Genomic DNA, 18,407 nt, shown 5'->3' on the forward strand with positions numbered 1-18,407 from the left:
AGGAAAAATATCTCATGAAACATGTGATGTTGGTTGAAGATGAAGTGGAATTAGCACATTTGGTGCGTGATTATCTTGAAGCTGCCGGTTTTGAAGTAAGTATGTTTCATGATGGTCAAGATGCCTTTGCGAGTTTCCAACAACGTAAACCGAATTTGATGATTTTGGACTTAATGGTTCCTCGAATGGATGGCTTAACGATTTGCCGTAAAGTTCGTGAACAATCAGATTTACCGATTATTATGGTCACTGCCCGTACCGAAGAAATTGACCGTGTATTAGGTCTCAACATGGGTGCTGATGATTATGTATGTAAGCCATTTAGTCCAAAAGAGTTGGTGGCTCGCGTACAAGCAGTTTTACGCCGTTTAGAGCGTAAGGCAGAGCCTGAACAAAATGATTCTTTCCGAATTGATAAAGCTCAGCAAAGAATTTGGTATCAACAAAAATCGTTGAGTTTAACGCCAACCGAATTTCGCTTACTTGAGCTATTTTTAGAGCATGTGGGGCAAGTTTATTCACGTGCACAATTATTGGATCACATTAATCCAGATAGCTTTGATGTTGCCGATCGCGTAATTGACAGTCATATCAAAAACTTGCGCCGAAAAATTAGTGAAGCGGCTGAAACTGGTAACCGCCATGAGTGGATTCAAGCAGTTTATGGTGTAGGTTACCGCTTCGAATACCCAGAAGAATAAGCCTTCATAAAAGTTATTCTGTGGATAACCACAATGTTATCCACAGAAAATGTGGATAGTTTTAAAGAGTTATGGATAAATTATAATCTTGGTGTGATTGGGTACTAATTGCCAAATTTCATCTATATCTACATTTCTAACCGCGATACATCCTAACGTCCAATCCTTATGGGGCATATAAGTCGAGCTAAAAGGCATCGAGAGTAAAGATTTTGGAGCAGATCCATGAATCATGATATCTCCACCTGTTGGTTGATTATGTTGCTTGGCATAAGCAATATCTTTCGCATCGGGATAGGAAATATGCAAAGATTTATAGTACGCACTTTGTGAGTTACGCCAATCTATAGAATAAACTCCCTCAGGTGTTTTTCCGTCATTTTCAAAATGTTTATGTCCTTTGGGATTAAAGCCAAGACGAATAGGATATTGCCGAATTACCTCTTCATTATTTTTAAGTAGAAGTACGCGTTGGTTTTTAAATACTTCAATTGAGGTGATGGGCTTTGTCTTGATGAGTTCTAATATCTCTTTATTTGAAAGAGCTTGATGACTTGGCATAAAAGTTGGTAAATATTTTTCATATTTATAAAAAGCGATTCCGAGTGGAACTATAAGAAATGTACAAATAATGATAGGTATAATTTTCATATATTATTCTTTGATATTTGAGAAACTCTCCTAAGCGATTTAAGAGAGTTTTAGTCTTTAAAGTATTAAGAAGAACAGCTCACTGCTACATCTGGAACATCACTTGGTAATGGCCCTAAATCTTGTGGTTGCTCAAGCTCTGGTTGTCTTGTGTATGGATGATTAAGTAGCTTAAATAAACGATCTACTTCACTAAAATCGTCTCGTTCAGCTGCTTCAATAGCACGCTGTGCCATGTGATTACGTAAAATATAAACTGGATTTGCTTTTTGCATATTCGCATCCAGCTCATCAGTATCTTGATGCTCACGAATGCTTTCATATTGGCTAAGAAACGCATCAAACTGTCGAGTATCAAGACAATCATCTCGTAAAGCTTTGTATTCTTTATTTTGAAGACGAATAAAACTTTGCGTGTAATCGAGTTGTTCAGTTTGTAAGATTCTTAAAAAAGCAAAACTACAATCCAGACTGTCTTTATGGAAATGGGGAAGTCCCATTTTTTGACATAAACCTTGCCCATAGTGCTCTAAAAAAATCGGTTCAAATTGTTCTAAACAACGCGCTAACTCTTCTTTGAACTGATCTTTTTGTTCGGATTCAGCGAGAGGAATTAAGTTGTTTAACCACGTCCATAAGTTCCAATGACCAATACTCGGTTGATTTTGGTAAGTATAGCGACCTTGATAATCGGAATGGTTGTTGATCCAGTTCGGACGGAAACGCTCCATAAAGCCATATGGACCAAAATCGAGTGTTGAACCTGTAATATTTAAGTTATCGGTATTCATGACGCCGTGAGCAAACCCAACCAATTGCCATTTCGCAATCATGATTGCAGTACGCTCAACCACCTTTTTAGCAAAGGATAAAATTGGATTTTCGGTTTCTAGGCATTCTGGATAATGCCATTCAATACATTTTTGAGTGAATTCTGACAGCAACTCAGGCGCGTACTGATTAATCCATTCAAAGTGTCCTAAACGAATATGACATTCAGATGTTCTGAGTAGCATTGCCCCTAACTCTAGTTTTTCGCGCTGTACGCCTTGAGTCGAGGTTGTAAAACCGACTGCATGACTAGAAGCGACGCCTAAAGCATTTAGAGCATGTCCTGCTAAATATTCACGGACCACAGAGCGTAATACGGCTCGTCCATCTCCCATTCTTGAATAAGGGGTAGGGCCTGCACCTTTTAGATGAAGGTCGATGGTTTGACCCTTTGTATTTATTATTTGCGCAATTAGTAAGCCACGCCCATCGCCGAGTTGTCCTGCCCATTGCCCAAATTGGTGGCCAGCATAAACCATAGCCAGAGGAGAAAATTCAGGGAATGTACGCTGTCCGCTACAGATCTCAACCCATCCATTTTTATCATCTTCTGACCATTGCAGTTCATCAGCCAAGGCACTGTTAAAATGTCCTGCTTTTGCACCACGCAAAGGTGATGGTTGCTGAACATGAAATAATTTAGACGGAAGCGAAGGATAGAGTGGATTAAACTGCATAGGTTTAGCAAAATAGAGAGAGCGGATTTCACTATACCATAGTTAAAAAGCGGGCATAAAAATAGCTCCCGAAAGAGCTATTTTAGATCAGAATTTATTTTAGTCTGATACTACATTGGTGTTCTTTTTAATGTTGCGCATTAAAGTTTCTAAACACTCACGATGATGACTTAGACGATGCTCAAGTAATTGGAAATCAACTTTAAGCTTATGATCCATTTTATGGATTTTTTCAGCCATCGCTGCTTTTTTCGCTTGTAGCTCTTGCTCTTTAAGCTTTGCCCAGTCATTTAATGTATGGGTAAAAGCTTCGTATTCCTGAGCAATACGTTGTTTCATCTGAGTCATATCAGCATTTACATCGTGACCATAAATAGCAAGGTCTTGTTCAGCATATTTAAATTTCATCGCTAATTCAGCTTTCTTAATATTAAAGCTAGGAATACGACGTAAATTTTTAGCTAGACCGAGTTTAGAACATGACCAAATTAACCATTTTGTTGGGTCATATTGCCACCATTTCACACCATTACGATAGTCGTATTGGAAGATGTGGTGATAGTTATGGTAACCCTCACCCCAAGTAGCAATAGCTAACCAGAAATTATCACGTGCAGTGTTTTCGTCTGTATACGGACGTTTACCCCACATGTGGCAAAGTGAGTTGATAAAGAATGTAACTTGATGGCTAATGATTAAACGCAATAGACCACCTAAAAGGACTACGCCCCATAAGTCGCCAGTTGCCCAACCAATTAAACCTAAAATACCAACATGAACTGCAACTACAAGTAGCGCATAATATTTATGCTGGAACATGACCAATTTATCATTGAGAAGGTCTGGTGCATTTTTAAAGTCAGGCTCAGATGGAGAATGATCGCGGATCATCCAACCCATATGGGCATACCAAAAACCACGTTCAATTGAATATGGATCTTCATCAACATCATCAACATGTCGATGGTGAGTACGGTGACCAGATGCCCAGAACAAAATACTATTTTGTACGGCAAATGTTCCACCGATCATTAAAAGAATTTTAAGTGGTAACGACGCTTCATAAGCTCGATGAGCCCAAAGGCGATGATAACCAGCAGTAATCCCCATACTACTTAGAGCTAAAAGAAAAAATAAGCTTACCCATGCGCTTACACTAAAATCATAATAATACGCATAAATCGGGATTATGATTGCGGCAAGAATTGGTAAACCAATTAAGGTAATGCTAGCGGTCCAGTTAATTGGGGCTTTGAGTGGGGCGGAAGTCATATCCGGCAGCGCTCCTAGAATCCTTGTGAAACAAGGTACAAAGACAAAACGACATAGCAAAACCAATCATCAAGATATATTGCTATTCTATCTTTCATATTAGCACGTGCTTAGTGAGAATCACTAGCATTATTGTACAGATGTATTGAAAGAACCGTAACAGAATTAAACTATGTCAAAGAGTTTTTCAAGCAGGAGAAGTTGTTTAATGAACGTACAACGATTGAAAAAAAAGAACAGCATTGATATTTCTAGAAAATTATCTTTGAAGTGCGTCTTGGTCACAATCAGTCTTGTATTAGCCGCATGTCAAAGTGCACCTGAACAAAATACAAAAAAAGTTCAAACAAAAAGAACAGTTCATCAGACTCAAGCCCCTGTTGTAAAAAAGAGAGTGAGTCCGGATGGCGTTCAAGATATTGATTGGCAGATCACCCAGATCAGCGGTCATAAGGCAAAATTCTTTACACAGTGGCCGACACTTTCTTTAAATTCTGCAATCAAAACAGTATCGGGCCATACTGGCTGTAATGGAATTTTTGGTCGGTATACATTTAATTTCAGCCAGCAAAAACTTGATATGCAAGTAAACGCTGGCCACTCAAGCTGTGATGGTGCGTTGGCTCAAGAGGCAGAGCTTGTGGATGCTTTGCAACGTATTCAACGCTTTCAACTTGTAGGTAATACGCTATATTTACTTGATCAGAGTGGACAGCGCCTTATTCAGGCACAAAAGAAATAAAAGGTGGTTTTACCACCTTTTTTATATTTATGAGGCTTGTAACATCGTGGTTGGAATATCTGTAATTAAGCCCTGAATTTCTAAATCACGCAGCCTTTTTGCTCTTTCTACATCATTAACTGTCCACACACTAATGTTCAAACCAGCTTGATGAGACAATTGAATCATTTCATCTGTTGCCAGCTGGTCGTGCCAGCCAATATGACAGCACCCATATTGATGGGCGAGTTCAATTGCCGTTGCCCCAACAGGAAGTTCAACTAACAATCCGCGTTTAAATTGAGAGTTGATATCGCGTAAGGCGGTTAGAATCTGAAGATCAAAACTTGTGATAGTCACATCTTTCTCAAAACCTTGTAACTCAGTCTCGAGCTTTTGAACGAGCCTTTCGGCCAACACCATATCTCTTACAGCTTTAACTTCAACTTCAATATGATCGAAGTTATTAAGCAAGTTTAAAACGCCTGTAAGAGTAGGGGTTGGTTCAAAGGTTGGCCAATTAGGCCAATTTTGACGATGGTCAAATGATAGTGCTTGAGCCAATGTTGATTGCTCTACAATTTGATCGACACCGGCGGTACGCAAAAAATTGTCATCATGAATAACGACTAACTCTTGGTCTTGAAGTTGACGAATATCAAATTCGACACCGCGAATACCTAAATTCTTTATGTGCTGAAACCCACCTAATGTATTTTCAGGAGCTTCTCGGCGTGCACCACGATGACCAATAATGCGCATAATTTTCTTCTATGAAATATTTTGACGATGGCCTCTTTAAATAGAGCAGAGACCATGTTTAATCTAATCTATTTTTAAATAATCTCATTAATATTTTTTTGCCAAAGCACTTCTTGACCACCTTCGGCACGCTGTAAAGCTCGTGATGCAACAAATAACCAGTCAGATAGGCGATTTAAAAGTTGAAGGGCAGTGGCCTGAATATTTTGATCACGAGTTTGTACTGACATCAGAGATCGTTCTGCACGTCGACAAACAGCACGTGCTTGATGAGCGTAACTGCACGATAAAGTGCCAGACGGCAGAATAAACTCTTTAAGCATTGGTAAATCTTCATTCATACGGTCAATTTCTTTTTCAAGAAACTCAATACAAACGGGCTGGAGTAAATTGTAATTTGGAATACAAACCTCTCCACCTAAATCAAAAAGCCAATGTTGAATCAAACTTAAGCTTTTATCCCAATCAACCTTATCAGTTACTTGGCTATTGGTGATTTGAGCACGAAGTACCCCAATTATGGCGTTAAGTTCATCGACATCACCAAGCGCTGCAATTCGTAAATCGTCCTTGGCAACACGAGAACCATCGCCTAAACCTGTGGTACCTGAGTCGCCTGTGCGTGTATAGATTTTGCTTAAACGGTGTCCCATGATGGATATCCTGAACATAAAAAAGGGATAATGTCGGTCAGAACATTACCCCGAAACTGGAGTTAAGAAAATATTTTTATAATAAAGTTTTGCTTAGTAGCTCAAGGTCACACCAGCTGATGCAAGACGGCCACTGGCAATATAGTATGAACCAACTTCTTTATTCCATGCAGTCTTATAGTCTGTATCATATAAATTTTGGATGTTAGTAAAGATTTTGACATTTGGGTTCATTTGCCAATAAGCGTTAAAATCAACAGTAGTATAGCCTGGAACATCTTGTATATCTTTTGCTTTGCCTTTTGCAATAAAAGCAGTGTTGAAGCCATATACACCATTATCCCAACCAATATTCATATTAAAGTTTTGACGTGGGCGATTTGGCGCATCTTGATCAGTTTCATCATTCTTAGGTTGAATGTAAGCATATTCAGCATTGATAAACCAATTATCTAGTGACCATTTTAAACCTAACTCAGCCCCAGTTAAGGTTGCTTTATCAATATTATAAAATACGAAATTTGTTGCAGCAGAAGATACCATCAAGTTATCAACCTTAGTTTGATAAACCGAACCATATACATTTAAGCCGTGATTTAGTTTTTGATCAAATCCAAGTTCATATGACACACTTTCTTCTGGTTTTAAATCTGGATTTCCTCCCCACCAAGCTGGTTCCGTAATAATTTGTCCTACAACTGGTGCACGGAAAGCTGTACCAATATTTGCATATACACTTGTGGTTGGTGTTACAAGAAGGCGCCCCGCAAGTTGTCCAACTGTATGTGTACCAAATTGGTCATTATCTTCTACACGAATACCTGCTTGGGTATTAATGCCATCATGTTGATATTGATGTTGTAAATAATAGCCAGTCGTCTTATTAGAATTATCGAATCCTGTATCGCCACTATAAGCAACTACTTTCTCTGCAGTTGTTTTATTATGTTCTACCCCAAATAAAATATTTTGGCTTGGTGTAAATTGCCATTTAATATTTGAATCTACCTCTTGTTGCTTCGTATTTACAATTGACGGATACGCTGCTTTTATTAAATTATATTGGTCTTCAAATTGAGAAAGACGAGTATTCCAAATAATATTTTTAGTCAAATTAAGGCGGGCGTTAACATTATATAAGCGGTTAGTAAAATCATACGCTTGCGCTGCGCCATAAGAAAAAAAGTCTCCAGTACCTTTATTTTCTTTGATTTCAGCTGATAAAGCATATTGCTCTTTTTCAACGCCAACTTTAGCTGAATATCCTTTTTGATCAAAACCAGCTTTGCGATTGTCATTGCTAATAATTTGATCACCATCTGTTTCAAAACGTTGACCACGAATTTGAGCATAATAACCATCTTGGGCTAAATCTAAACCTAAAATAGATTTATAAGTATTCTTCTCACCAGCTTCGATTGTCGTAAAGATTTTATTTTGTGTAGGAGTTTTTGAAATTAATTGAATTACACCGCCAATAGCATCAGTACCATATTGAACTGATGCAGGACCTCGTAATATTTCAATTTGTTTAATATCGGTTGTATCAAATAAGTGAATATTTTGACCAGCTACAGTCGCAGTATTTGAACGCATACCGTCTTGTAAAAATAGAGTGTGTCCAGCACTAGCTCCTCGGATAAATACAGAAGCTGTTTGGCCATAACCACCTGTTTGATGAATAGTTAAGCCAGCTTCTTTTCTTAATAGCGAGGGTAAATCTGCAATTGGATTTTGTTCTATTGTTTTTTCATCAATAACTGAAATACGCGCCGGAACCTCACTCGCTTTTTCAGCACTTTTTGAAGCAGTGACTACAATTGGATCAAGCTGAGTTGCGTTGGTTGTATCTTCAGCAAAAATAACAGGTGAAAACCCCATCGCAATAGCGATAGCCCCTACCAGACGAGTAGGTTGAAAAGATTTAGACATAACATGCTCCATACATTCACCCCACGTGAATGATCGGGTAGATAGATGAAACAAGTAGGTCTCCGGACTTCAGCGCCATATTCATGTTATGGACATATTCACCTTCCCACATCACTGCAGTGGTGTAAGTCGATATCGACTTAAAAAATATGCTTTACATTGTTACCGTTGCGGGGGCAGTGCCGGACTTTCACCAGCTTCCCTAAAGCATGAATTGCTTACACTTGCTTCCAATTTTACGCAGTATAAAGTGGCGATTTATTTCATACAATGTCATTTAGCCCAATTCCCAGAGAACTTTTACGCAAGGGACAAAAATTGCATTACAATGGCGCTTATTTTAAGAAATGGTTGTAGTTTAGGCAGATCATGAGCCCATCAAACCAAAAACGTACACGAGCAAAAATCTGTGGAATTACTCGGATGCCAGATGTTCAGGCAGTTGTTGTTGCTGGAGCAGATGCGATAGGCTTTGTTTTTTTTCCGCCAAGCCCAAGACATGTAACAATTGAACAGGCCCAAGAATTAGCAAAAGTAATTCCACCTTATGTACAAATGGTAGGTTTGTTTGTAAATGCGAGTGCTGCTGAAATTCAGGATGTACTTGATTGTGTTCCCCTAGATGTATTACAACTACATGGCGATGAAACTCCAGAACAATGTCAGGTAATAGCTCGCCATTGTAAACGACGCTGGTATAAAGCGATTCAGGTTAAACCTGATTTAGATGTAATTGCTGAAATTCAAAAATATCAGATGGCTGGTGCCAGTGCTGTATTGCTCGATGCGTGGCATCCTGAGCTTAAAGGGGGCACAGGACATCAGTTTGACTGGTCTAAATTTCCAAAACTTGATATTCCTTTAATCTTGGCAGGTGGTTTAACCCCTGACAATGTCATTGACGCTATTCATACTACCGGTGCTTTTGCAGTAGATGTGAGCGGAGGCGTAGAGTCCGCAAAAGGTATAAAAGACCAACAACTCATTGAACGATTTATGCAAGGAGTCCAACGTGGATCAGCAAAACAATGTGATTGACTATACACAGTACCCAGATGCTGCAGGGCATTTCGGTATCCATGGCGGACGTTTTGTGTCAGAAACACTCATGGCGGCATTAGAAGATTTAGAAAATCTCTATTCTCGCATGAAAAATGATGAACAGTTTCTGGCAGAATTCGACCGTGATCTAGCCTACTATGTAGGTCGTCCTAGTCCACTTTATTATGCTGAGCGATGGTCAAAAGAGTTAGGTGGTGCGCAAATTTACCTTAAACGTGAAGACTTGAATCATACAGGCTCACACAAGGTAAATAACACGATTGGTCAAGCATTACTTGCAAAACTTTCAGGCAAAAAACGTATTATTGCCGAGACTGGTGCAGGGCAGCATGGTGTAGCAACAGCAACAATTGCAGCACGTTTAGGTCTTGAATGTGTTGTTTATATGGGCGCTGAAGATGTTAAGCGTCAAGCGATGAACGTTTATCGTATGCGTTTGTTGGGTGCTACAGTTGTTCCTGTACAAAGTGGTTCTAAAACGCTGAAAGATGCCATGAACGAAGCGATGCGTGACTGGGTAACTAATGTTGATACGACTTACTATGTCATTGGTACAGTTGCAGGTCCACATCCATATCCTCAACTCGTTCGTGACTTCCAGTCGATTATTGGCCGTGAAGCACGTAAACAGATCTTGGAACAAGCAGGCCGCTTACCAGATGCATTAGTTGCATGCGTGGGTGGTGGTTCAAATGCAATGGGCTTGTTCTATCCGTTTTTAAACGATGCCAACGTGAAAATGTATGGTGTTGAAGCAGCTGGTTTTGGTATTGAAACTGGTAAACACTCTGCACCATTAAATGCAGGTCATGTGGGTGTATTACACGGTAACCGTACTTACTTGATGAGTGATGAACAGGGCCAGATTATTGAGACACACAGTATCTCAGCGGGCCTTGATTATCCGGGGGTGGGTCCTGAACATAGCTTCTTGAAAGATATGAAGCGCGTAGAATACGTGCCGATTAATGATACAGAAGCTCTGCAAGGTTTCCGTGATTTAACTAAAATCGAAGGGATTATTCCTGCACTTGAAAGCTCGCACGCGATGGCATACGTCTCTAAGCTTGCACCAACCATGTCTAAAGATCAGATTATTATTGCAACTGTTTCAGGTCGTGGCGATAAAGATTTAATGACAGTTGCACGTATTGATGGCGTAGAAATGGTCGAGATGTAAGAGGATACAACAATGCCAAGTTTGTTTATGGTGATGTTAGGCGGGCGTCATGCCCGTGCTAATACAGAAGTTCATGATGTAGTCATGGCTGTAGGAGATACTTTGGAAGAAGTTTATCCTCAACTTAAACAGGCTTGGTTTGGTGAGGCTCAAGGATTACATATTGATGCTTGGGCCAAGCTCTCTGGTGTTAGGTCTCAAGGGCAAAATTATCAAATTCACTTTACAGACGCCGCTCCACAAGCAGATGATTTAAAATTATATTTAATTAATCTGGGCGGATATAATGCAAGTGAATTCGGTGAACTTCACCGTTATGAGTTTGTGGTTGCACCAAATGCGGTAGCTGCCAAACAATTAGGTAAACAATTTATAGATCGGCAGTGGCAAAAAGCACATACAGATCGAGTCATTGATATTGATGACTGCTTAGCAATAGATTGTGTAGCAGGGCGCTATATTCATTTAATAAAAGGCGATTTTGCTGCAACAATTTGGGAAAACACGTATTTGACCGTGGTATAGGTCATTTGAAATCTAATATTCATATGGAAGTGGGTAAATGGATTTAATTCAAGAAAATGGACAGCCTCGTTATGGGCGTTTTGAATCTGTACCGTCAACCATTCATGTACAACATTATATTTATAAAACCCCTTACGGTAAGATCCTTAAAGGCTGGCGTAAGCAATTAAAATATAAAAAATTTAAATTCTGCGGTATTCAACACAAACACTATAGTATTGGTTTAGCGATTGCAGATATCGGCTGGGTTGGGCATGGTTTTTTCTATATTTATGATCATGAAACAGGGCAGGTTATTGAGTGGAATGCCATTCAGCCTTTAGGTCATAAAACCTATCTTGATGAACAGCCGTTGTTTAATCAAAGTTATTTTTCTAAATCGCCTTATCAGTTTGATATTCAGCATGCCAATGGTGTGCGGTACATTCGAGTCACAAAATATGGAGAGATTCAACTTAGCGCTCGAATTTTTTGTGCTGGAACCGATATATTAAGTTTATGTACACCGACAGGCATTAACGGTTGGACTTATACCCAAAAGCAGTCCACTCTGGCTGTAGAGGGCATGTTTATTAATAAACAAAACCAAGTCGTACAATTTGATGAAAAGACATTTGCATCTTTAGATGATACTTGTGGCTTTTTGCGACCTGAAACAGCTTGGTTCTGGCTTTCATGTAACTTTTGGGATGAGCAAGGGCGGCGTATCGGTTTAAATTTAGCTTCAGGGGTTAATGAAAGCTTTGGTAATGAAAACTGCTTATGGATTAACGGAGTTTTATTTCCACTAGCAGATGTTTTATTTGAAAAAGTAAATGATGAACTTTGGCAAATTAGCTCTCTAGATCAAAAGCTTAATCTACAAGTGCATATTGGTTGGTGTAGATACGAAAATATTAATTTAAGAATGATCGGCAGTCAGTTCAATCAGTGGCAAGCTAAAATTAGTGGCACGATTGAACATGAGGCATCCGATATAATCAATTGCAATGAACAATACGGCTTACTAGAACAACATTATGCAAAATGGTAACAAGCAGGTTATAAACCTGCTTGCCAAAATGCTTCACCAGCTGCAATAGGATCATTTGTCTTTTCGAGTGTTTCAATCCAAACAGGATATTGACGAATGACTGGATGCTGACTTGGATGAAAATCTTTTTTAAACCAATCTAAATATTGACTTTTCATAGCGGTTAATGTGCCATTTTTACCAAAGAACCAAGGTAAGCCTTTAAGACTCATCAAGAATCTTTCTCTAGAACTAAAGCCATCACATTTCAACATGATATTCGTGCGATAGAGTGTAAAGCCAAACATCAGTACTGTTGTAAAAACCAAGACGAAACGACGAGTTGACTCAGGAACTTCACCTACTTGTTTCATGACATCAAAAGCAACATCGCGGTGCTCCATCTCTTCAATGGCATGCCACGCAAACAGTGCTCGAACATAGGGGTGAGCATTTTCTAAAGTTTTTTTATGGCTATAAAAGGTTTCTGCCATTAACGCTGTTAAATGTTCAGCCGCCGCCGTCATCGCAATGTTGTATTGCGGTGAGCGTTTGGTGAGCTCAAAACGAAAAATTCTTTTAAGCGTAGCTGTGAACTGATCAACAGGCATACCTTGTTCTTTCATGAGCTGATTCATTTTGTCATGTGCAATACCGTGTTGAGCTTCTTGTTTAATAAAGTCTGCAACCCGTTTTTGTAGTTCTGGATCATCAATTTTGTCACGGAACATACGAACGCATTCGATGAAATAACGCTCCCCATCGGGAAAGGTTAAGCTGAGTGCATCAAACATACGAGTCAAAAAAGGATCATTATTAAACCAAAAGCGTGGTGCTTCGCTTAAATGAAAATCTAGATCTTTACGAACCACGGGCTCGACTTGATAAGAAACATGTGCGTTCATATTTTTATTTCTCGCATCTAACATGTTCATTAGTATGTCGCGAATGGTCGGCTTTGTTTTGACAGTTATTGCCAATTTTTATACAGTTTGCGACAAGATGGCATTAAAAAAAGGATGAGCCATGCAGGATTTTACGATTTCAAATGGCTATTTTTATCTGTGGAATACTTACTTAAAAGAAAAAGGAATCGATTGGCAGGGATTAAATCTTACGGATGTTCAGGCCCGACAAGTTCAAAATATTTTAGCTTCATCTATTGATGCTCAATCTTCTTTAAATTTTTTTCTTGAACTTTTAGAGCTGACAGAGTCTAGTCTACAAGTTTCTAATTTGGCCTTGGAAATGGCAACTTGTATTACACCTGCCAATTTTGGTGTATTGGGTTATATGGCTTCTCGAAGCGGCAGTTTCTCAGAGGTTCTTGAATATATTATGAAATTTCATCGACTCGTGATTGACGGTGAGCAAGTCGTGCCTATGCAAGTTGAACAAGATGCTTCTAATATCCGTTTGTATTGGCCGTTAGTTGATGCCAGTAATATTATACTTTGTGAGCTGACTTTAGCGGCTATGGTACAGCTTGCTAAACAAATTGCTCCTTTTCATGATTTCCTCTTGCAGCATGTTGAGTTTGTGCACCGCTCACGTGGTCCATTAGTTCACTATCAGCGTTTCTTTCAATGCAAATTATCATTTGAGCAACCTTACTATGCATTAACTTTTGCAAGTGAAGGATTAAATGTTCGTCCTCGTCATGCAGACCCAACCTTAATGCAACTTTTGGTGAAACAGGCAGAAGAAGCATTGGCTCAGCGCAAATTACATATAGATTTAGCTCAGCAGATACATTGGATTGTTCATGAATATTTAAAACATAAGCAACAAGCCCCTAAAATAGAGGATATTGCTATCGAGTTGAATATTTCAGTACGAAGCCTACAGCGCCAACTTCAGTCGTTAAACACTTCATTTAAATTAATTTTAGATGCTGAACGTATGAAACGCTGTGAAATATTGTTTCACCAGAATGAAAGCCTCACCACAATTGCTGAACAGTTAGGATATTCGGACCAGTCGGCACTTGCACGGGCGCATAAAAATTTGACAGGACAAACTTTACTCACACGAAAAAGGGAATTGCAACTCGCCCATAAAAATATTGATAAATAAACTTTGAGTGGCGATTTTTTACTCATTCTGCGATCTAATAATGGTTCGAAAATAGGAAGCTTTGATCATTGAGAAAAGTTTCAAAATATTGATAAATGTACGCTATGGGTTGTATGAATCATACAATCGAATATCGCCATGACGTTAGACCTGTTCAATGGACAAAAAATAGCGTTAAAATGCGATGTTCTTGTATTTCTACAAACAACTCCTCAATTTTAAATAATTCAAGGAAAGCACAACCCTATGTCACGTCTTGCCACCCGTTTTGAAAAGCTTAAGTCCCAACAACGTAAAGCGCTTGTATCTTATGTTATGGCGGGTGATCCACAGCCACAAGTAACGGTTCCGTTACTGCATAAAATGGTTGCGGCAGGAGTAGATGTCATTGAGCTTGGTTTACCATTTTCAGATCCAATGGCTGATGGTCCGGTAATTGCGCTTGCTGCTGAACGTGCGCTTGCAGCAGGGACCAATACGTTGGATGCACTCAACATGGTAAAAGAGTTCCGTGAGCAGGATCAGGAAACACCTGTTGTTTTAATGGGTTATCTAAATCCGGTTGAAGTAATTGGTTACGAGAAGTTTGTTTCTCATGCGAAACAATGTGGTGTAGATGGCTTATTACTTGTGGATTTACCACCGGAAGAGTCAAAAGAGTTTGGTGCTGTGTTGAAACAACATGATATGGACCAAATTTTCTTGCTTGCGCCAACTTCTACAGATCAACGCATTCAACATGTGACTAATCAGGCAAGTGGTTTTATTTACTACGTTTCACTTAAGGGTGTAACTGGAGCAGCAACACTTGATACGGCAGAAGCTGCTGCGCGTATTCAAAAAATCAAAAATGCCACTAATATTCCAGTGGGTGTTGGTTTTGGTATTAGTGATGCCGCTTCAGCAAAAGCAATGGGTAATGTTGCTGATGCCGTGATTGTAGGTAGTGCTTTCGTTAAAAATTTTGCAACGTTGGCAGCGGATGACGCTGTTGAACAGACGGTGAGTAAAGTCAAGGAGCTTCGAGCAGCGCTCGATGAGTTAGTATGAATCAAGAAGTGAAACCAGGGAAAGTTCTTAGCCCTTCGACACCATGGACAAAACGTCCGGTTCCAGGTATTGAAGTCGCAGATGAGCAACAAATTCTCAAAGCAACATTTACTGAGCCAACGATTGAATGTCCTGAATGTCATGCACTAGTGACACGTACAGCAATTTCTTTCAATGCCTATGTTTGTCCGCAATGTGATGAACACTTACGAATGAAAGCTCGTGACCGCTTGAACTGGTTCTTCGATAATGTTGTAACTGAATTGGGTCAAGAATTTAGTGCCAAAGATCCATTAAAGTTTGTTGACTCTAAACCGTATCCAGATCGTATGCGTGAAGCGCAAACCAAAACTGGTGAAACGGAAGCATTAATTGCCATGCAAGGTAACTTAAATGGCGTAGATATGATTGCATGTGCTTTTGAGTTCGACTTTATGGGCGGCTCAATGGGTACGGTTGTAGGTGACCGTTTTGTACAGGCTGCCGAGCTTGCAATTGAAAAACGTCAACCATTAATCTGTTTCGCAGCTTCTGGTGGCGCACGTATGCAAGAAGGTATGTTGTCACTTATGCAAATGGCGCGTACTTCTGCTGCGATTCAAAAATTAAAAGATGCTGGCTTACCGTATATCGTGGTGTTAACACATCCTGTGTATGGCGGTGTAACAGCTTCTTTAGCAATGTTGGGTGATATTCATATTGCTGAACCTAAGGCGATGATTGGCTTTGCTGGGAAACGTGTAATTGAGCAGACTGTACGTGAAACTCTTGAAGAGCCGTTCCAACGTGCTGAATATTTGCTTGATCATGGTGTAATCGATCAGATTGTTCATCGTCATGCTTTACGTGATACTGTATCTCGACTTGTATCGAAATTGATGAACTTACCTTGAACCAACAAGCTCCACTTTCAATAGACTCTTTAGATACATGGCTCAATTATTGGAGCCATGTTCACGTTACAGGGATAGATCTTGGACTGGAACGTGTAATTCCTGTTGCAGAAAAGCTGGGTGTAACCCAGCCTAATGCTAAAGTTTTTACAGTAGCCGGAACGAATGGTAAAGGCTCAACCACAACCACACTGGCTGCGATATTAAACGCACAAGGTTATAAAGTTGGGCTATATCAGTCACCGCATATCTATCGCTTTAATGAGCGAGTCAAATTAGGTGGAGTTGAAGTCGATGATCAAAGTCTGATTGATGCTTTTGTTCAAGTCGATCAGGCTCGTCGCGATTGTGATTTAAGCTTATCTTTTTTTGAAGCAACCACTTTGGCTGCTTTTGTTATTTTTAAACAACAACAATGTGATGTATGGGTGCTCGAAGTCGGTTTGGGCGGGCGTTTAGATGTCGTCAATGTGATTGATCCCGACATTGCAGTGATTACTAATATTGGCCTAGATCACACAGACTGGTTAGGCGATACCATCGAAAAAATTGCTTTTGAAAAAGCAGGTATTATTCGTCCACATATTCCAGTTATCTTTGCGGGTGAGCAACCATTACCGCAAGCAATTCAAGATAAGGCACAAAGTACACAAGCAGAGTTATATACCGTTAATCGTGATTATTTTTATAAGCTCGCAGATGATGGACAAAACTGGTACTTTGCTTCGGAAGGAACCACTTTAAAACTTCCGTTAGGTATATTAGCGATTGAAAATATTGCTGCGGCGGTTGCTGCTATTTTAAATAGCGGACTTGAGATTTCTCAGTCAGCATTAGAAAAAGGTATTCAAACTGCTCGCTTAGCTGGGCGTTTTGAACAGCGTCAAGTGGATGGGAAGACGGTCATTTTTGATGCTGGACACAATCCACATGGTGTTGAATTTTTGTTAAAGCAATTGCGAAATTTCTTAGAATACAATAAACAGTACACAGAAGTTGTCGCAGTATTTTCAATGCTGGCAGATAAAGATATAAAATCAGTAGTCGATTTATTGAAACCTACTGTTTTACATTGGAAAATTGCTGAATTGAATGTGCCGCGTGCTGCACCGATTCAGCAACTCAATGATGCCTTGCAAGGCCAGACAGTACAACAATATGGCAATATCAAAGAGGCTTTTAAATCAGCGCTTGAGCAAACAAATAACAATCAGCTGATTTTGGCCTGTGGTTCGTTTCATACTTTAGAAGCGATTTGGGAGTATTTGGAAGAATGTCAATGAATAACAAACAACGCTGGATGGGTGGCGTTGTTTTACTAGGAGGTGGTGTTTTATTGGCAGCATTACTTCTAAAAGGAAATGAGGAAATAAAACAGGTTGAAGCTCAACCATCCGCATCCACATCGCCAAAAACTCAAACTAAACCAAAACAGACAACTGAAGGGCAAATGGTACAACTACAACCTCTTGCGGTTGATGTTGAAACTGAAAAACGTTTGCTTGAAGAGCAGCGTCGTGCGCGTGAAAAGGCCGTTGCTGAGCAAGAGGCACGTGCAGCTGAGTTTTTAGCAATGCAGCAGCAAGCTGAAGCTGATGCCGCTCGTAAAGCTGCAGCAGAGTACGCTGCGATTAATGCGCGCCGTACAACGGCTCAAGAAAGTTCAGATAATATTCCACCGGAGTTAGTGGGTGAGGCGAAAGCTAAAAACCAGCAAACCAATACGGTGAATAAAACAACTGATACTGCAAAACTAGATGCAGAGAAAAAAGCAGCTGAAGCTAAACGACAAGCAGAAGCAGACAAAAAAGCGGCTGATGCTAGGCGTCAAGCGGAAGCAGACAAAAAAGCAACTGAAGCAAAACGCCAAGCGGAAGCTGACAAGAAAGCAGCCGAAGCAAAACGACAGGCAGAAGCAGATAGAAAGGCTGCGGAAGCGAAGCGTCAAGCAGAAGCAGACAAGAAATCTGCTGAAGCCAAGCGACAAGCAGAAGCTGATAAAAAAGCCTCTGATGCTAAACGAAAAGCGGATGCTGAGAAAAAAGCTGAAGCTGAAAAAGCGCGTGAATTGCTTGAAAATGGCGATAAAAAGTGGATGGTTCAAGTGGCTTTGGCTGCTAACCAAGCAAATGCAGATGCGGTTGTTTCTAAATTACGGGCTAAAGGCTATAAGGTAACTACAAGCCCAACCAGTAAGGGTATTCGTATCATGGTTGGACCGGCAAAAGACCGTGATACAGCAGATGCTGCTCGTAAGAAAATTACTTCTGATTCAAGTTTAAATATGAAATCAGCATGGGTAATTGACTGGGTGCCACTTGATCAGCGATAACGGCTGATCATCCCCTAAATCCAATCAGGAACACTTCAAAAGCTTTATTCTTGTTGAGGAGTGTTCCATTCAATAGG

Annotated in this window: 18 protein-coding genes and 1 riboswitch; of the genes, 11 read left to right on the plus strand and 7 right to left on the minus strand. The window is 39.9% G+C overall.

From position 1 onward, the window contains the following. The first annotated feature begins 14 nt into the window (after nt 1–14). Nucleotides 15–701 (plus strand): response regulator, encoded by a 687-nt coding sequence (locus HLV59_RS02875; protein ID WP_031949287.1) that lies wholly within the window; start codon nt 15–17, stop codon nt 699–701. A gap of 69 nt (nt 702–770) precedes the next feature. Here HLV59_RS02875 and HLV59_RS02880 read toward each other — a convergent pair whose 3' ends face one another. The 3 genes from HLV59_RS02880 to HLV59_RS02890 form a co-directional block, all read right to left on the minus strand. Beyond that, nucleotides 771–1,352, minus strand: coding sequence for a L,D-transpeptidase family protein (locus tag HLV59_RS02880; RefSeq protein ID WP_061874093.1), 582 nt, complete (start codon nt 1,350–1,352; stop codon nt 771–773). A 65-nt stretch (nt 1,353–1,417) separates the two neighbouring features. Further along, a complete protein-coding gene (locus HLV59_RS02885) occupies nt 1,418–2,860 on the minus strand; it encodes a protein adenylyltransferase SelO (RefSeq protein ID WP_081172773.1) in 1,443 nt (480 codons plus the stop codon). Nucleotides 2,861–2,959: 99 nt separating this feature from the next. Then, nucleotides 2,960–4,132: an acyl-CoA desaturase gene (locus HLV59_RS02890; protein WP_057106957.1), complete on the minus strand. Its 1,173-nt coding sequence runs from the start codon at nt 4,130–4,132 to the stop codon at nt 2,960–2,962. Nucleotides 4,133–4,340: 208 nt separating this feature from the next. Between HLV59_RS02890 and HLV59_RS02895 the strand changes: the two genes are divergently transcribed. Beyond that, the gene (locus HLV59_RS02895; RefSeq protein WP_031949283.1) at nt 4,341–4,874 is read left to right on the plus strand and encodes an META domain-containing protein; all 534 of its coding nucleotides are present in this window, start codon (nt 4,341–4,343) and stop codon (nt 4,872–4,874) included. Between the two features lie 27 nt (nt 4,875–4,901). Here HLV59_RS02895 and HLV59_RS02900 read toward each other — a convergent pair whose 3' ends face one another. The 3 genes from HLV59_RS02900 to HLV59_RS02910 all read right to left on the minus strand — a co-directional run bounded on the left by HLV59_RS02900 (nt 4,902) and on the right by HLV59_RS02910 (nt 8,212). Continuing rightward, entirely contained in the window at nt 4,902–5,615 is a 714-nt protein-coding gene (locus HLV59_RS02900; protein ID WP_171429298.1) for a glycerophosphodiester phosphodiesterase, read from the minus strand. A gap of 74 nt (nt 5,616–5,689) precedes the next feature. After that, nucleotides 5,690–6,268, minus strand: coding sequence for a cob(I)yrinic acid a,c-diamide adenosyltransferase (locus HLV59_RS02905; protein ID WP_171429299.1), 579 nt, complete (start codon nt 6,266–6,268; stop codon nt 5,690–5,692). Between the two features lie 93 nt (nt 6,269–6,361). Next, complete coding sequence (locus HLV59_RS02910) at nt 6,362–8,212, minus strand: TonB-dependent receptor plug domain-containing protein (protein ID WP_171429300.1); 1,851 nt, start codon at nt 8,210–8,212, stop codon at nt 6,362–6,364. A 24-nt stretch (nt 8,213–8,236) separates the two neighbouring features. Next, nucleotides 8,237–8,443: riboswitch (cobalamin riboswitch) on the minus strand. Nucleotides 8,444–8,569: 126 nt separating this feature from the next. Here HLV59_RS02910 and HLV59_RS02915 point away from each other — a divergent pair. Genes HLV59_RS02915 through HLV59_RS02930 form a run of 4 tightly spaced genes read left to right on the plus strand, consistent with a single transcriptional unit; the run spans nt 8,570 to nt 12,000 of the window. Then, nucleotides 8,570–9,238: a phosphoribosylanthranilate isomerase gene (locus HLV59_RS02915; protein ID WP_171429301.1), complete on the plus strand. Its 669-nt coding sequence runs from the start codon at nt 8,570–8,572 to the stop codon at nt 9,236–9,238. Further along, a complete protein-coding gene (trpB, locus tag HLV59_RS02920) occupies nt 9,213–10,442 on the plus strand; it encodes a tryptophan synthase subunit beta (RefSeq protein WP_002116129.1) in 1,230 nt (409 codons plus the stop codon). Before HLV59_RS02915 ends, trpB begins: the two co-directional genes overlap by 26 nt. A 12-nt stretch (nt 10,443–10,454) precedes the next feature. After that, complete coding sequence (locus HLV59_RS02925; protein WP_031949277.1) at nt 10,455–10,967, plus strand: DUF1543 domain-containing protein; 513 nt, start codon at nt 10,455–10,457, stop codon at nt 10,965–10,967. A 37-nt stretch (nt 10,968–11,004) separates the two neighbouring features. Further along, nucleotides 11,005–12,000 carry a DUF2804 domain-containing protein gene (locus HLV59_RS02930; protein WP_125699713.1) on the plus strand — a complete coding sequence of 332 codons (996 nt, stop codon included), beginning with the start codon at nt 11,005–11,007 and terminating at the stop codon, nt 11,998–12,000. A gap of 8 nt (nt 12,001–12,008) precedes the next feature. On the opposite strand, the gene HLV59_RS02935 is transcribed toward HLV59_RS02930, so the two are convergent. Beyond that, nucleotides 12,009–12,884, minus strand: coding sequence for a metal-dependent hydrolase (locus tag HLV59_RS02935; RefSeq protein ID WP_216606753.1), 876 nt, complete (start codon nt 12,882–12,884; stop codon nt 12,009–12,011). A 121-nt stretch (nt 12,885–13,005) separates the two neighbouring features. Here HLV59_RS02935 and HLV59_RS02940 point away from each other — a divergent pair, with 121 nt between their 5' ends. The 5 genes from HLV59_RS02940 (at nt 13,006) to HLV59_RS02960 (ending at nt 18,330) form a co-directional block, all read left to right on the plus strand. Beyond that, nucleotides 13,006–14,055, plus strand: coding sequence for an AraC family transcriptional regulator (locus HLV59_RS02940; protein WP_171429302.1), 1,050 nt, complete (start codon nt 13,006–13,008; stop codon nt 14,053–14,055). 246 nt (nt 14,056–14,301) lie between these two features. Beyond that, nucleotides 14,302–15,105 carry a tryptophan synthase subunit alpha gene (trpA, locus tag HLV59_RS02945; protein WP_002116163.1) on the plus strand — a complete coding sequence of 268 codons (804 nt, stop codon included), beginning with the start codon at nt 14,302–14,304 and terminating at the stop codon, nt 15,103–15,105. Further along, nucleotides 15,102–15,998 carry an acetyl-CoA carboxylase, carboxyltransferase subunit beta gene (accD, locus tag HLV59_RS02950; protein ID WP_016143083.1) on the plus strand — a complete coding sequence of 299 codons (897 nt, stop codon included), beginning with the start codon at nt 15,102–15,104 and terminating at the stop codon, nt 15,996–15,998. Before trpA ends, accD begins: the two co-directional genes overlap by 4 nt. Continuing rightward, complete coding sequence (folC, locus tag HLV59_RS02955) at nt 15,995–17,281, plus strand: bifunctional tetrahydrofolate synthase/dihydrofolate synthase (RefSeq protein WP_171429303.1); 1,287 nt, start codon at nt 15,995–15,997, stop codon at nt 17,279–17,281. Before accD ends, folC begins: the two co-directional genes overlap by 4 nt. Then, entirely contained in the window at nt 17,272–18,330 is a 1,059-nt protein-coding gene (locus HLV59_RS02960; RefSeq protein WP_171429304.1) for an SPOR domain-containing protein, read from the plus strand. Before folC ends, HLV59_RS02960 begins: the two co-directional genes overlap by 10 nt. Nucleotides 18,331–18,407 lie beyond the last annotated feature (77 nt).

The organism is Acinetobacter lactucae (assembly GCF_013122135.1).
GTDB lineage: Bacteria > Pseudomonadota > Gammaproteobacteria > Pseudomonadales > Moraxellaceae > Acinetobacter > Acinetobacter lactucae.